This window comes from Solibacillus sp. FSL R7-0668 (assembly GCF_038006205.1).
In the GTDB taxonomy this organism is placed as follows: Bacteria; Bacillota; Bacilli; order Bacillales_A; family Planococcaceae; genus Solibacillus.
In genome coordinates, this window is the sequence record NZ_JBBOUU010000001.1 from 3,098,315 (window position 1) to 3,112,345 (window position 14,031).

Genomic DNA, 14,031 nt, shown 5'->3' on the forward strand with positions numbered 1-14,031 from the left:
AACGTCAAGAATTTTCAAGTAAGGTCATCCCCCACCTAAACCTTCGTAAGTAACTTCTCCAGCTGGATCATAATAAGCGGAACCAATGATAAACCATAAATCGTTAAATATTGGAAGTCGTTCAAATCTGCAACTTCAAAAAACCCGGTAATTAGCACGAAGTTAAGCAATGAAAATCCGATTAAAAAGGCGATCCAAACGGACAAATTAGAGAAAATACCAAGCTTCAAAAGAGATTCCTCCGAGCGACAATTAAATCCATGTATAAGCCTAGATAAACATAATGTGGCAAATGCCATCGTTGTCGCTACTCCTGTGTCTCCTGACGATAGCCCAATATGAAATGCGATAATCGTCACTGCCCCAATAACCGCACCTTCAAATCCTATTTGGGAAACAAAGGATTTATTTAAAAGTGGCTCATTAATGTTTCGCGGCTTGTCCTTCATGAGCTTTTTATTATGTGGCTCCAAACCAATGGCAATCGCAGGTAAACTATCGGTTAATAAATTGATAAATAATAGATGAATCGGTAAAAACGGCGCGGGTAACGCAAATAGTGTTGCATATAGCACGACAATAATCGCGCCGGCGTTTCCAGATAATAAAAACTTAATCGCGTTTTTAATATTTGCATAAATACTTCGGCCATTTGAGATGGATTTAACTATGGTAGAAAAATTATCATCAGTTAATATCATCGCTGAAGCATCCTTTGCCACTTCTGTTCCTGATTTGCCCATTGCGACACCAATCTCAGCTTGTTTTAATGCCGGGGCATCATTTACACCATCTCCCGTCATTGCCACAACATGTCCTTTTTCTTGCCAAGCTTTGACAATACGAATTTTATGCTCCGGTGTGACACGCGCATAAACAGAATATTTTTCTACGAGCACCTTCAATTCTCTATCCGAAAGCTTTTCAATTTCCGTCCCTTCAATCGCTTCAGTAGGGTCCTTTAAAATACCAATTTGCTTCGCGATCGCTACTGCTGTAATTTTATGATCCCCTGTAATCATGACAGGCTTGATACCTGCCTTGATACAATCCGCAACTGCCTGAGCAGATTCTTCACGAGGTGGATCCATCATCGCAATTAAACCGATAAATATTAAATCCTGCTCATCCTTTTCACTTATCGTAGAAGAAAAGACATCTTTGTACGTAATAGCAATTACCCGTAACCCCGCATTCGAAAAGTCTTGATTGACCTGTTTAATTCTTTCCAGTTGCTGCTTCGTAATCGCTGAACGATCACTTGAATCGATTCGGCTAATACGTGGGAGAAGTACGTCCACTGCCCCTTTTGTAATCATCACGGAATGATTTCCTATCTGGTTCAGTGTACTCATTAATTTTCGAGTAGAATCAAAAGGAATTTCGCCAACGCGATGATGCAAACCACGTAGCACCTGCTCATTTAAATGAAATGTGCGCCCTAATTTTACCAATGCTAATTCTGTAGGATCACCCATTTGCTTGTCCTCGACAATAACGGAATCATTGCAGAGCATTGCGAAATTGAGTAATTTTTTGTGTTGTGGATTTTCCAATTGTAGCTGATTAGAAGGTAAAACCTGTTCTTCTATATACAGCTCTTGAACCGTCATTTTATTTTGAGTCAATGTGCCCGTCTTATCTGAACAGATAATTGACACACTCCCCAAACTTTCTACGGCATACAGTTTGCGAATAATGGCATTTTCCTTTGCCATATTTTGAGTTCCCACAGCAAGAACAATGGTCACAATCGAGCTGAGTGCTTCTGGAATCGCTGCAACAGCTAGTGAAACAGCGAACATAAAGGAATCCACTAACTCGCGACCGCGAATAAGATCCAACCCAAATATAATAAGGCAAATGATAATAATGCCAAGTGCCAGACGTTTTCCAAAACGGTCCAGACTGACTTGTAAGGGCGTTTTTTTCTCTTGCGCATTCTCCAGTAAGTTCGCAATTTTCCCAATCTCAGTGCTCATTCCGATAGAGGTAACGATCGCTTGTCCACGACCACTCGTTACAAAGCTACCTGAGAAAACCATATTCCTCTTATCCCCAAGTGCAATATCCGTTTCCTGAATGGAATTGGCGTTTTTATCGATTGCTAAGGATTCGCCTGTTAATGAGCTTTCGTTTAATTGCAGACTATGGCTTTCAATTATCCGACCATCTGCACTAATAAAATCCCCCGTTTCTAAAATGAGCAGGTCCCCAACAACCACTTCTCTTGATGGTATTTCAACAATTTCTCCGCCACGCTTTACTTTGGAGACGGGTGCCGACATTGCTTTTAAACTGTTTAACGATTTTTCTGCTCGTACATGCTGAACCGTTCCCAAAATGGCATTTAAAGCAATTACGACTAAAATGACGAAGGAGCTTCCTACATCTCCAAGAAAGATAGAAATTAGTGCAGCAGCAATTAAAATGAGGACTAAAAAATCCTGAAATTGCTCCAATAAAACATGAATAATATTTTTCTGTTTACCTTCTTTCAGCTCGTTATAGCCATACTTTTTATGTCGAGAACGAACTTCGTAATCTGTTAATCCTTGTTGCGTTACATCTAACTGTCTCATTACCTCTTGTATGGATGCTCGGTAAGATTCTGTTAAATTCACGAGAAGCCTCCTTCGAGTTTATTGACTATTGTAAAATAGCGCAGGTCCTTACAAATGCGAACTCTCACAACACCACTGTATGAGAGTATAGTTGTTAAAATGAATAGATTGAAAAAGAAAATATTTAAGAAAGTGCGGACTACTATATGCTGTTCATTAAAAAACGTTAATCGACATTTATAAATAGTTTTATTTCCTTTTGCGTTAATAGTATAGGGAAAGCCGAATTTATTAAGGGTTGGAAAAATTGTGAATGAATTAAAGCTTCCGATATTTGATGGAACTAATAATGATGGGCGAGTTGAAAAGTTAATCGTTAAAATGAGGGGAATTAGGGTATATAGTCTATATAGAAATAATATAATGCACACAATGCAAAATTTCACCTTTATGTGCAAAATCTCTTGAAAAGGATTCGATTCTATTGAAGGAAATTTTACTTATTCTACTGCTACAACTTGTATATGTCCCGCTATTTACACTGCGCACGATATTCCTAGTTAAAAATATTACGATGCTCGCAGCTCTTATTGGAATTGTGGAAATGCTCATTTATGTATTTGGTCTTTCACTCGTATTCAATGGGGATCAAGGACTTCTTGCGATGGTCGTTTACGCGGTCGGGTTTGGTATCGGAATTATTATTGGGACGCGCATCGAGCAAAAGCTGGCGATTGGCTATATTTACGTAACGATTAATACGCAAAGTCGTAATGAGCAATTGATTAAAATTATTCGTGAAGAAGGCTTTGCAGTCACTACTTATATTGGCGAAGGACGCGACAGTCAGCGTTATAAATACGAAATCTTAACGAAACGGAATCGCGAAAAGGAATTATTTATGCTCATCGAACACCATGAACCGAATGCCTTTATTATTTCCTATGAGCCAAAGTCGTTCAAGGGTGGTTTTTTGGTCAAACGGATGAAGCAGCATAAAAAACATAAATGATCAGTTTTTCAGAAACCTAGAGCCCATCGTTGCACTAGGTTTTTTTCTCCCTTAAACATTATAAAAAAAGCGAGTTCACATAAAAGAATTTTTCATTTTTCTTTTTGTCAATCCGCTTTTAATATGTTTGACCGCTTTCTTTAAATAAGAAATAGATTAGTTACAATGTATGTTCGAAATGAAAAAACCTATTCATGCAGTCATTTTAGTTAAGGCTGAACAATTTCTCCGTCAAAGGCTGCACGATAAATTTTTGCGATGTCCTCTTTTAATAATGGTAATGGACTGCGGGCTAAAATACGCTTTTGCTCTATCGCATCGTTAGTTAAGCTCTCTAACGCATCCTCTGTAATATTAAACCCTTTTAATGTAGATGGAATATTGACGTCCTCCACTAAACGTTTAAGTTCAGCCACACATTTATACGAAGCTTCCTCCTGCGATAAATTCGCTGAGCTGAAGCCCATTGCATCATATATATCCTTCATACGCTTTTCACAGCTATTTCGAATATAGCCCATCACATATGGAAGCAATACTGCATTCGAATCCCCATGCGCGATATGGAACTGTCCTCCAAGTGGATATGCCAATGCATGTACACCTGCTACCCCTGCATTGAAAAAGGCAAGACCCGCTAAATAACTTCCATAGCTCATATCTGTACGAGCTTGTTTGTTTGTGCCTTCAAATACTGCAGTGCGTAACGAGCCACTAATTAAACGAATTGCCTGTAAAGCTAATGCATCCGAAACAGGGCTAGCATTTTTTGAAATATATGCCTCCACTGCGTGTGTCAATGCATCTACTCCTGTTGCAGCCGTTACTTTTGGTGGTACAGAAATCGTTAACTCCGGATCAACAATCGCTACATCTGCTAGTAAATAGTCATGTGCAACGACATCTTTTGTTGTTTCCAGTGACAGTACAGAAATATTCGTAATCTCTGAGCCTGTGCCTGATGTTGTTGTAATCAAGATCGTTGGTAAGCCTTTTTTAGAAACTTTTTTTGAGCCTGTTAAGTTTAAATAATCCGCTACATTTCCTTCATGTGTTGCAAGTGTACCTGCAAGCTTAGCTAAATCTAGCGCACTCCCCCCCCCTAAGCCGATTACTAAATCAAATGCATTTTCACGTGTATAAGAAACAAGCTTTTCTCCAACAGCTAATGGCGGCTCAGGTACTACCTCTGTATATACTTCAACTTCAATTCCAGCTTCATTTAAAGGTGTTACAACTTTATTAGTCATACCAATATCTTTTAAAAAAGGATCAGTTACAACTAATACTTTTTTTGCTTCAAAGCGTTGTACTTCATCTAATAAATGCGCGAGTGAACCCCAGCCAGTGTAGCTAATGGGCGCGAATGTAATTTTTTCAGCCATATGAATTCCTCCTTACGCTTGATTCCAAACGATTAATTTTGATTCTGTCATTTCATGGATTGCATATTTAAGCCCTTCTTTACCCGTGCCACTTTCTTTAACGCCACCATAGGGCATTTGATCGACACGATAAGTTGGTATATCGTTAATTATAACGCCTCCAACCTCAAGCTCTTTCGCAGCCTTGAATGCGGTTTGAATGTCTTTTGTAAAAATTCCCGCCTGTAGACCGTAGTTTGAATCGTTAATTGCCGCAATACCTTCCTCAATTGAAGAAATGATATTTACACTAACGATTGGTGCAAATACTTCTTGACAGTTAACTTTTTCAATCGCTGCCACTTTTTTTAAAATTGTAGGAGCGAAAATACCTTCGACAATTTTGCCACCTGTTAACAATTCGGCGCCATTTGCAACTGCCTCGTCTACCCAGCTTTGCGCGCGTAATTGCTCATCAGCATGAATCATTGCCGCAATATCAGTATCTGCCTTAAGTGGATTCCCCACTTTGAGCTGTTTGGTTGCCGCAATAAATTTTGTTATAAATTGTTCAGCTACTTCGTCTAAAACATAAATACGTTGAATCGAAATACATACTTGCCCTTGGTTCGAAAATGCGCCAACTACACATTTCGCTACAATTTCATCAATATTTGTATCACGATCAATAATTAATCCAGCATTTGAACCAAGCTCTAATGCAACACGCTTTAAACCTGCTTTATTACGGATGCCGATGCCTACTGCAGGACTACCCGTAAATGTAATCATTTTTACTTTATCGCTTGTCACAAGTGCGTCCCCTACAACTCGACCGCCACCAGTAACTAAATTAAACGCTCCCTTTGGCAAGTTCGTTTGTGCAATAAGCTCCGTTAAAAACAATCCTGAAAGTGGCGTTTGTGAAGCTGGCTTTAGAACAATTGTATTCCCTGCTGCAATTGCTGGTCCTACTTTATGAGCCACTAAATTTTGTGGGAAGTTAAATGGCGTAATTGCACCAATAACGCCTATTGGCTCTTGTATTGTGTAACCAAAACGTCCCGCTCCACCTTTTGCTGCATCCATTGGAATCATTTCACCTGTTAAGCGCTTTGCTTCTTCTGCCGCAAATTTATACGTTTCAATTGTGCGATCGATTTCTGCTAATGCAAATTTAATTGGCTTCGCACCTTCAAGTGAAATAATTTCTGCCGCGCGTTGACGGTTTTCTTTAAATAACTGAGCAATATGTTCCAAAATTTCTGCACGCTGAAGTGCTGTTAAATTGGCCATTTCAACACGAGCAGCTTCTGCATAGTCAATCGCTTGCGTTACTTGCTCAGCTGTCGCTTGTGGAATTTGAGCGAGTAGCTCTTTTGTATGTGGAGAGTAAAGGTCAGCAAATTGCTGTCCTTCTACCCATTCACCATTCATGTATAATTGTTTTTGCATAAAACTTATCCCTCCTGTTGTTCAATTTTTGAATATGGATTGTTACGTTGATCTTTTGTAAATGTACCGTCTACTTCACCGCGGAAGAAATCGCGACCATAAATTAATAAGCATAGAATAATCCCTACTGCGAAGCCCCATGCTGCACCTTTAATACAAAGCACTGCTGCAATAATGCCCCCAATACCTAAATCTGTTTGGCTACGTGCCTCTAAAATACCTACTTTTACACTTACATAACCTTGAATTAACATTGTTAGCGCTAATGCGACACCTAAAATCGGCTCTACTAAACCAACAATTGGTAATAATAATAGCCCAGTATTTGTACCCCAACGGAATGAGCCAACACCCCCGAAGAAGGAATCCATTGCTTTACGACCCTTTTTGTAACGTTCAATCATGACAACTTGCATTGCTGACCAAGTAGGACCACACATCGTTACATCCGGACCTAAAATACTCATGAATCCATTACGTAAACCAAAAATTAAATGTGCACGGCTTGGTGAATATTCTACTTTTTCATCTGGACGCTTCGACGCGCCGTCTTCTACTAATACTTTATTTTGTAAGACATCTCCAAATAATACGATGTATGTTGCTAATACTGTTGGGAGCGCTGTCACAAACATCATAACTGGCGGGAAGCCTAGACCGAATACTGTGTACTCATTCCATAACGTCATAAAGTCTGGAGATGAGAAGCCCCATTCAATTTTTGGCCATGGTGCTTCACCAAAAATCGGTGCAACTACTACTGCAATAATAATTACTGGGAAGATACCTAGCTTGGCAACCGTTCCCCAAAACATATTTCGTTTTTGAAAATTAACGAAATGTTTCGAGAATAATAAATAAAACCCGATACCAATTGCGATAGAAATTGTCCATGGAAAGGAATCAAAACGCCCACCAACCTGGAACACACTAATAACAGCTGCAATACCTGCCCCCATAATAACTCCTGTTTTTAACGCTGATGGGATTAAGCTTACTACTTTTGCCGCTAGCCCTGTTGCACCTAATATCAAACTCAATATACCAAGCGTTAACTGAAAGGCGATGAGTGAATGTACACGCTCTGGTCCTTCTGGAAACTGCTCACAATATAAAATAATTAATGGAATGGCAGGTGTAATCCAACCTGGCACTGCTGGATCCCCAAGTAAATGGTGTAGCAAATAAAATAATCCGTTTAATACAACAATCGCTAAAGCTACTTCAAATGGCATTCCTAGTAGTGCTGTTAATAATGGAATGGCAGATAAATCTACCGCACACATTAATAATCCTTGCACATAATCTGGCCATTCAAATCGATAGTGAATAAATGGAATTCTAATTTTAAATGGCCCAGCTGGAATATATGGAGATTCCTCTCCGTACTTTCGTTTTTTCCACAACATACTTTTTCCCCCAATCACCTTGTGAAATAATTTTGTTAGAAATACTATTCAACTATATGAATACGTAGTCATTTAAAAATAAAGTTTAATCCCAAGATGGACAGCCCCTAACTTTGTTCATCTTTCAGGCTTCAAAAAACTAATTTCTTGTATATAAACGAAATGGTTACGTATTCATTTTATAGAAAAATAAATAAAGCAACTTTTTATAAGTGCTTTATTATTTCGTCGTACTTCTTGGAAAAACTTTAACAGATTCAGTAATACTATTGCAAGATTTTTTTTTATTTTCTATTAATTTAATTAATTCTTCAATAGCAAGTAAACCTAAATTACGCTCTGAAATGCTTCCTACTGTTGTTAATTGAATACTGCCATATTGGCTTAATTCAACATTATCAATACCAACAATACTTAATGTTTCTGGAACAGCAATGCCTAATTTTGTCGCATAATCTAAAATATTTAATGCAATCGAATCAGAGCCTGTACTAATTGCAGTTGGCTTATTTTCCAAAGCCATTAATTTCTCAAGCGCTTCAAAACAACACTTTTTTGAAGTATCTGTTTGAATAATATATTCCTGTGGAAGCTGAATCTCATAATCATTACACGCCTTTAAAAATCCCTCATACCGATATTTAAAGGTACTTACTTCTAGCGGTCCCCCTACCCATGCTAACTGTGTATGTTTTTGATCAATTAAATGTTTCGCCGATAAATATCCCGCTTCAAAATTATCAATTTCAACAAATTGTTCATTTTTTTTATGCTTGCGGTTATATGTTATGAATGGGATATTCATATCTTTTAAACGATCAAATATTGGATCATCATACAAAATACACGAAAGAATAATCCCATCTACTTTTGTAGCAATTGCTGTTGCATATGCCTCATTCAGATTTTTGTCATTTACGAATTGTACATTTACTTTATAGCCATGATCTGTTGCATAATTGACAATAGCTGTTGTAGTATCCACGAAAAATGGATTATGTAAAGGACCCGATAATAACGCAATTGTTTTCGTTCGTTGCTGAACAAGTGACCGCGCATTTGCATCTGGTATATAATTTAACTCTTCAATTGCCTTTAATACTTTATCTAATGTAGGCTTTTTTACTCGCTCTGGCGTATTAAGCACACGCGATACGGTCGTCTGCGAAACCCCAGCATACTTTGCAACATCTTTTGATGAAACCATTTTCTCACCCCTTTTTACTTCACTAATCATATTTTTTATAGTTAGATTACATTGACAAACTTATACTTCCTTACCTACTAAAAAATCTCATTCAAAAATCTATTGTTTCTTTATTATAATCGATTGCATTGTTTTGACGAAAGCAATAGTTTCATATACTACTTAAGAACACTGTTACCGTCGATAATCTCACTAGAAACTTTTACACAACAGAATAAATTTAAAAGCTTTTTTAAAAGTATAGGGAAAACCCTTATTGATAGCCGTTAGAAAATTGCGAGATAATGGTCATGTAAAACGAAAATAACATGACAGGTGTGAGTGTACATAGTGATGAAACGTTTTGATGACATTCAACCACTAGCTCAAGATTATCGATCCCAACTAAGCCCTAATGAATCTGAATTAACGATTAAAATCTTAGACGACTATGAAGAACTCCTCCAGTTATTCAAACAAAAGAATGAGATGATTAATCAAATTTGGGATTTCCAAGAGAACGAAAAGCATCAATTGGCTCAAGAAACATTGGATCCTCTCGAACAAATTTTATACAGCTCCTTATTAGGAATCCGTACATTAAATCAGGAAGCCCAATCCGAATCTGCAAAGAAGTATTTAGCTTCACTAAAAGTAGAAATTGAAAAACAATTACTTCAGTTAAAAGAAGCTTCCATTCGTGTCTATCCCATATGTATGCAGGATTTGGGACCTTACGGGGCTATTAAATCTTACTATGAACTACTCAAAGACAATCATAACCTAACGATCGACATTGACTTTAAAGGAACACTTAAAAGACAGCCCCTTAATATAGAAAATAAAATTTATCGATTCATTCAGCATTTGATTCAATTGATTGATAACCTTCAAACCGTTGTCTCATTAACGATCACGATTAATGAACAAGAAGAACAAATCGTAACCTCATTTGAAGGACAGGCTTTAGCACAACAGCTGAACCATTCATCCAATTATCAACTGTTTAAAGAATTAATAGACAGCATCGAAAATGTAGAGATTGTAGAAAAAGATGACACTACAGTTAATCTGGTTCTTGAAACAATCAATTAGCCAACATGAACAAAAAAACTCCTTTGTAGAAGACTGAGACCGATGTCTTCTACAAAAGAGTATTGTCTTACGCGAATCGTGCATTTTCAACTTTTTCATCCACATTTCTCGGGACGAAAATTTCGAGCGTTGTTCCTTCATTTGCTTTAGAATAAAACTTCGCAGAACCACCTACCCCTTCTGCTCGCTCCTTAATACTGTATAAACCAATCCCTTTTCGCTGTGCGTTTTTTAAATAATCTTCTACGCAAAATCCGATACCATTATCTTTAATTGTCAAATTCACTGAATCCTCATCCATCTTGATCGATACAAAGACTTCGCTTGCATTCGCGTATTTCGCTGTATTATTCAGCGCTTCCTGGCAAATTCGGTAAAGCGCGGTTTCAGCTTCTGGCTTTAATCTCCCGATGCCCTTATTGATTTCAAAATGAACGGAAATATTGTGAATCTGTTTGTATGTTTCGAGATAGGACCTCACCGCTGGAATAAACCCTAAATCATCCAATGTGCTTGGTCTTAATGAACGGGCAATTTCTTTTACTTCCTTCATCGCCTCTTGTGTCATCAGCTTTGTCGTTTGTAGGATTTCTTCATTTTTATCTGCGGATTGCTCTTTCTTTACCGTATTTAGCGTAACTAAAATACTAAATAGCGATTGGCCGATACTATCATGGAGCTCCCTCGATACACGCTTTCTTTCCTCTTCATGTGCTTCAAACACTTGTCTGGATAAACTTTTTTCAGCCTCATATAACTTCAGCTCAGCTTCCATCTGCTGCTTTTCTGCATTTTCTTTATCAGTTAATATTTGCTGAATTTCAGGGAAATAAATCGCCCGATAAATATAAATATAGCCAATAAATTTGAAACAGTGCCCCAATAGGTTTTCAATCGCATACACATGCGTATACAGGGTAAAGAACAGCTCTCCCACCATCATGATAAATAAGGCAAATATCATGCGTAACAAATCGAGGGCTGGTTGCAACGATTTGATATATCTTATCAATAAAGTCATAAATGTAATAAAAATCGTCGCACTTATTACATACTCCAACGATACTTTAAGCCCTGTAACCCCTTGTTCATTAAGTAAAACTGGTAGTTTTTCAGGCACTAGAAGAATCGTCGTTGTACAAATACTAACAAATAGGATAGTTCCCCAAAGACCCGCACCACGTTTAATAAATAGCATTTGGTTTGGTCTAAAAACAAACAGAGCAGTACCAACACTTTCGATTAATCGTGCAACAATCCAAAACCATGTGGCACGAGTAGCAGAAAACTCATCGTCGAGAAAAGGCATTCCCTTATAAGTAAATGTATGGGCTAAATCAAAGCAACCTACCGCTAAAAACACTAACCCAATAAAATATTGTGATTTCAATCGATGGGTAGAATAAGTAATCCACGCCTGTACAAATAAAGAAAAAGAAACAAATATACTAAATAGCTCAAGCAATGTATGTAGTAATAAAAAATGAGTATCTACATCACCAGATATGTGTGCCATTTGAAAGCGGAACAGCAAAAGTAATGCAAAAATTGCGACAATGATAAATTTAATTTCCTGTTTCCTTAAAGCTGCCATTTGCCTGTGCTCCCTTAATCAAACTCTAAATAGCCATTTTTCACTGCAAATTCCACCAAATCTGGACGTGTTTTCAGCTGTAATTTATCCATAATTTTGGATCTATGGGATTCAATCGTTTTTACGGATAGAAACAGCTTTTCTCCTATTTCCCGATTGGTATAGCCTTTAGCCAAATAAGATAAGACCTCTTGTTCACGACCCGTTAGCTTTTGCAAATCGCTGTCATCGTCAACAGATTTCTTCATATATTCTTCTAATAATAGCTTTGTCGCATTCGGATATAAGTAAGCTTCTCCGCGGTATACCGTCCGTATCGCTTCTAATAAATCATTTTCATGATAGCTTTTTAATAAGTAACTAGATGCTCCTGCCTGCAATGCGTGGAAGAGATATTCCTTCCCTTCATGCATCGTTAAAACAATAATCTTCACCTGATTATTCGCTTCATTAATTTGCTTCGTTGCAACAAGACCGCTCTTTTTGGGCATATTTAAGTCCATAATAATAACATCTGGGCTTTTTTCTAATGCTTTATGAACGGCTTCTTCTCCGTTCTCAGCCTCATCGATTACCTTCATATCTGTTTGACTATTAATCATATGTTTTATTCCCGAGCGTACAATGGCATGATCGTCGGCAAGTAATACTGAAATCATACTTGCACCTCCCCAATTAGAATCTTTAAAAATACTATACCATATTCTTCACATATATTGGTTAAACACAGGGACTTTTGATTAATTTTACAGGTTAGGGTGAATAGCCCACCCAATCTAGGTAATGAACGAGTAAAGTATAGGGATTTTTATATTTACACTTAGGGCTTTCCCTTATAGTGATTATTCACATTTATTGTAATAATAGTACATAAGAACACTTCGTCTAATTCATAACTTTTTTGAAAAGGGGTAAAAATGATGATTACAGTTGAGAAATCCTTATTTGAAAATCAATCCGCGATTATCCATATGATTTCATCTGGTATGCCATTAACTAAAATCCTAACATTCATTATAAATAGTATCGAAAATTCATGCGATTCTTGTAGCCTATATGGGTCCATCATGTTATACAATCCCACACTCAATCAATTAGGTGAAACAGTAAGCTCCTCTCTTCCTACAAACTTTATCAAATCTATGGAGCCCGTAGAAGTAAGTCCTTATGGTGGTTCTTGTGGCGCTGCTGCCTATTTAAAGCAACCCGTTATCGTATCAGATATCGAAACGAATCCGATTTTAGAAAAATATCGAAACACTGCCATTGTTCATGGTTTTCGCGCTTGTTTTTCAATCCCTCTTCTCTCTCCAAATAAAGAATTATTAGGTACAATCGCCTTGTATAGTAGAGAGCTAGGCAATCCAGATGAAAAAACATTATGTACTACCCATTTTTATAGCAAACTCGCTTCAATGGCAATTGAAAGTTCTAATGGAAAGTTCAATATATTGAAGTCTTCTATTTAAAAGAACTGCGAGAATTTAAAAAGCCTTGATTCATAATCGAATCGAGGCTTTAGTCATTTTAGGGTTCTATTTATTTTATTCTTACAAAAGAAATTACTTAGCTAAACATAAAATTGTTGGTATCAATCATTTTAATTTAATCCCCAACCTCACCATATCCCGACATTGAATCCCATTTTCAAAAATCGGCTCATCATAATTGTCGATGAAATAATCATGATGAATTTCTTTCATACGGAATCCACACTTCTGATAAAGCGCTAACTGCTGAATACTAGAGTTACCCGTCCCAAGCTCCATTGACTGCATTCTCCGCATTTTAGCCACTTCAATTGCACGCAAAACTAACGCCTTCCCCAGTCCTTTTCCTTGATGAGACTCAGCGACCGCCACGTTCATCAGCTCTGCTTTACCTGGAGCAATTTCCAGCAAAACAAATACACCTATTAAATCCTCGTTTTCAACTGCTACATACACCTCACTTTTATGAATATACTTTTCGACACTTTGCTCTGATGGATCAGCTAAAAGCAGTAAGTCCATAGGAAGCTTTTCACCTTTCTTAAGCTGCCGAATCATCCATTCTATGTTCCTTGGCTTGGCATGTTCATTTGTTTCCTTTACGTTTTGTTTTAACTTATCAAATTGGCTTTCTTCCATCTTAAGCACCTCTACTTTTTTTAAATTTAATGGACCGATTTTTCGGGTTAATTGTGCGCTCGATATAGCCTTGATTTTCCAGCTTATTAAGCAATTGACTAACTGCACTTGTTGAAACCTGCAAATGCTGCGCGAGATTGGTTGATAAAGTAATGCCCGTTCGAATCAATTCGAGATTAAATACTTACTTCGTTATTAATAAAGGGTGGCGAAATAAATTGCG

12 protein-coding genes are annotated in these 14,031 nt (G+C 37.4%); 3 read left to right on the forward strand and 9 right to left on the reverse strand.

Annotated features, from left to right (window positions below; all coding sequences use genetic code 11):
• Positions 1-35: 35 nt before the first annotated feature.
• Entirely contained in the window at positions 36-2,624 is a 2,589-nt protein-coding gene (locus MKX47_RS15575) for a cation-translocating P-type ATPase (RefSeq protein WP_340775949.1), read from the reverse strand.
• A 424-nt stretch (positions 2,625-3,048) separates the two neighbouring features.
• On the opposite strand from MKX47_RS15575, the gene MKX47_RS15580 reads away from it, so the two are divergent.
• The gene (locus MKX47_RS15580; protein ID WP_340775953.1) at positions 3,049-3,576 is read left to right on the forward strand and encodes a DUF5698 domain-containing protein; all 528 of its coding nucleotides are present in this window, start codon (positions 3,049-3,051) and stop codon (positions 3,574-3,576) included.
• Positions 3,577-3,785: 209 nt separating this feature from the next.
• On the opposite strand, the gene MKX47_RS15585 is transcribed toward MKX47_RS15580, so the two are convergent.
• From MKX47_RS15585 to MKX47_RS15600, 4 genes are all read right to left on the reverse strand, one after another.
• Entirely contained in the window at positions 3,786-4,961 is a 1,176-nt protein-coding gene (locus tag MKX47_RS15585; protein ID WP_340775954.1) for an iron-containing alcohol dehydrogenase, read from the reverse strand.
• A 12-nt stretch (positions 4,962-4,973) separates the two neighbouring features.
• Positions 4,974-6,395, reverse strand: a complete 1,422-nt coding sequence (locus tag MKX47_RS15590; protein ID WP_340775956.1) for an aldehyde dehydrogenase family protein — start codon at positions 6,393-6,395, stop codon at positions 4,974-4,976.
• Between the two features lie 5 nt (positions 6,396-6,400).
• Entirely contained in the window at positions 6,401-7,804 is a 1,404-nt protein-coding gene (locus MKX47_RS15595) for a hypothetical protein (RefSeq protein WP_340775958.1), read from the reverse strand.
• 220 nt (positions 7,805-8,024) lie between these two features.
• Complete coding sequence (locus MKX47_RS15600; protein WP_340775961.1) at positions 8,025-9,011, reverse strand: LacI family DNA-binding transcriptional regulator; 987 nt, start codon at positions 9,009-9,011, stop codon at positions 8,025-8,027.
• Positions 9,012-9,344: 333 nt separating this feature from the next.
• Between MKX47_RS15600 and MKX47_RS15605 the strand changes: the two genes are divergently transcribed.
• The gene (locus MKX47_RS15605) at positions 9,345-10,085 is read left to right on the forward strand and encodes a hypothetical protein (RefSeq protein WP_340775963.1); all 741 of its coding nucleotides are present in this window, start codon (positions 9,345-9,347) and stop codon (positions 10,083-10,085) included.
• Between the two features lie 67 nt (positions 10,086-10,152).
• Here MKX47_RS15605 and MKX47_RS15610 read toward each other — a convergent pair whose 3' ends face one another.
• Both MKX47_RS15610 and MKX47_RS15615 read right to left on the reverse strand, forming a co-directional pair.
• Entirely contained in the window at positions 10,153-11,679 is a 1,527-nt protein-coding gene (locus MKX47_RS15610; RefSeq protein WP_340775966.1) for a sensor histidine kinase, read from the reverse strand.
• A gap of 14 nt (positions 11,680-11,693) precedes the next feature.
• The gene (locus MKX47_RS15615) at positions 11,694-12,338 is read right to left on the reverse strand and encodes a response regulator transcription factor (protein ID WP_340775968.1); all 645 of its coding nucleotides are present in this window, start codon (positions 12,336-12,338) and stop codon (positions 11,694-11,696) included.
• 261 nt (positions 12,339-12,599) lie between these two features.
• On the opposite strand from MKX47_RS15615, the gene MKX47_RS15620 reads away from it, so the two are divergent.
• Positions 12,600-13,148 carry a GAF domain-containing protein gene (locus MKX47_RS15620; RefSeq protein ID WP_340775970.1) on the forward strand — a complete coding sequence of 183 codons (549 nt, stop codon included), beginning with the start codon at positions 12,600-12,602 and terminating at the stop codon, positions 13,146-13,148.
• A gap of 126 nt (positions 13,149-13,274) precedes the next feature.
• On the opposite strand, the gene MKX47_RS15625 is transcribed toward MKX47_RS15620, so the two are convergent.
• Complete coding sequence (locus MKX47_RS15625; protein WP_340777843.1) at positions 13,275-13,727, reverse strand: GNAT family N-acetyltransferase; 453 nt, start codon at positions 13,725-13,727, stop codon at positions 13,275-13,277.
• Between the two features lie 82 nt (positions 13,728-13,809).
• Positions 13,810-13,977, reverse strand: a complete 168-nt coding sequence (locus MKX47_RS15630) for a MarR family transcriptional regulator (protein ID WP_340775972.1) — start codon at positions 13,975-13,977, stop codon at positions 13,810-13,812.
• Positions 13,978-14,031: the final 54 nt, after the last annotated feature.

What these genes read in the sequence shown, in the direction of transcription:
- MKX47_RS15610 (WP_340775966.1), bottom strand. Translation starts at nt 11,679, where the DNA reads ATGGCAGCTTTAAGGAAACAGGAAATTAAATTTATCATTGTCGCAATT.
- MKX47_RS15600 (WP_340775961.1), bottom strand. Translation starts at nt 9,011, where the DNA reads ATGGTTTCATCAAAAGATGTTGCAAAGTATGCTGGGGTTTCGCAGACG.
- MKX47_RS15590 (WP_340775956.1), bottom strand. Translation starts at nt 6,395, where the DNA reads ATGCAAAAACAATTATACATGAATGGTGAATGGGTAGAAGGACAGCAA.
- MKX47_RS15585 (WP_340775954.1), bottom strand. Translation starts at nt 4,961, where the DNA reads ATGGCTGAAAAAATTACATTCGCGCCCATTAGCTACACTGGCTGGGGT.
- MKX47_RS15615 (WP_340775968.1), bottom strand. Translation starts at nt 12,338, where the DNA reads ATGATTTCAGTATTACTTGCCGACGATCATGCCATTGTACGCTCGGGA.
- MKX47_RS15625 (WP_340777843.1), bottom strand. Translation starts at nt 13,727, where the DNA reads ATGATTCGGCAGCTTAAGAAAGGTGAAAAGCTTCCTATGGACTTACTG.
- MKX47_RS15605 (WP_340775963.1), top strand. Translation starts at nt 9,345, where the DNA reads ATGAAACGTTTTGATGACATTCAACCACTAGCTCAAGATTATCGATCC.
- MKX47_RS15595 (WP_340775958.1), bottom strand. Translation starts at nt 7,804, where the DNA reads ATGTTGTGGAAAAAACGAAAGTACGGAGAGGAATCTCCATATATTCCA.
- MKX47_RS15620 (WP_340775970.1), top strand. Translation starts at nt 12,600, where the DNA reads ATGATTACAGTTGAGAAATCCTTATTTGAAAATCAATCCGCGATTATC.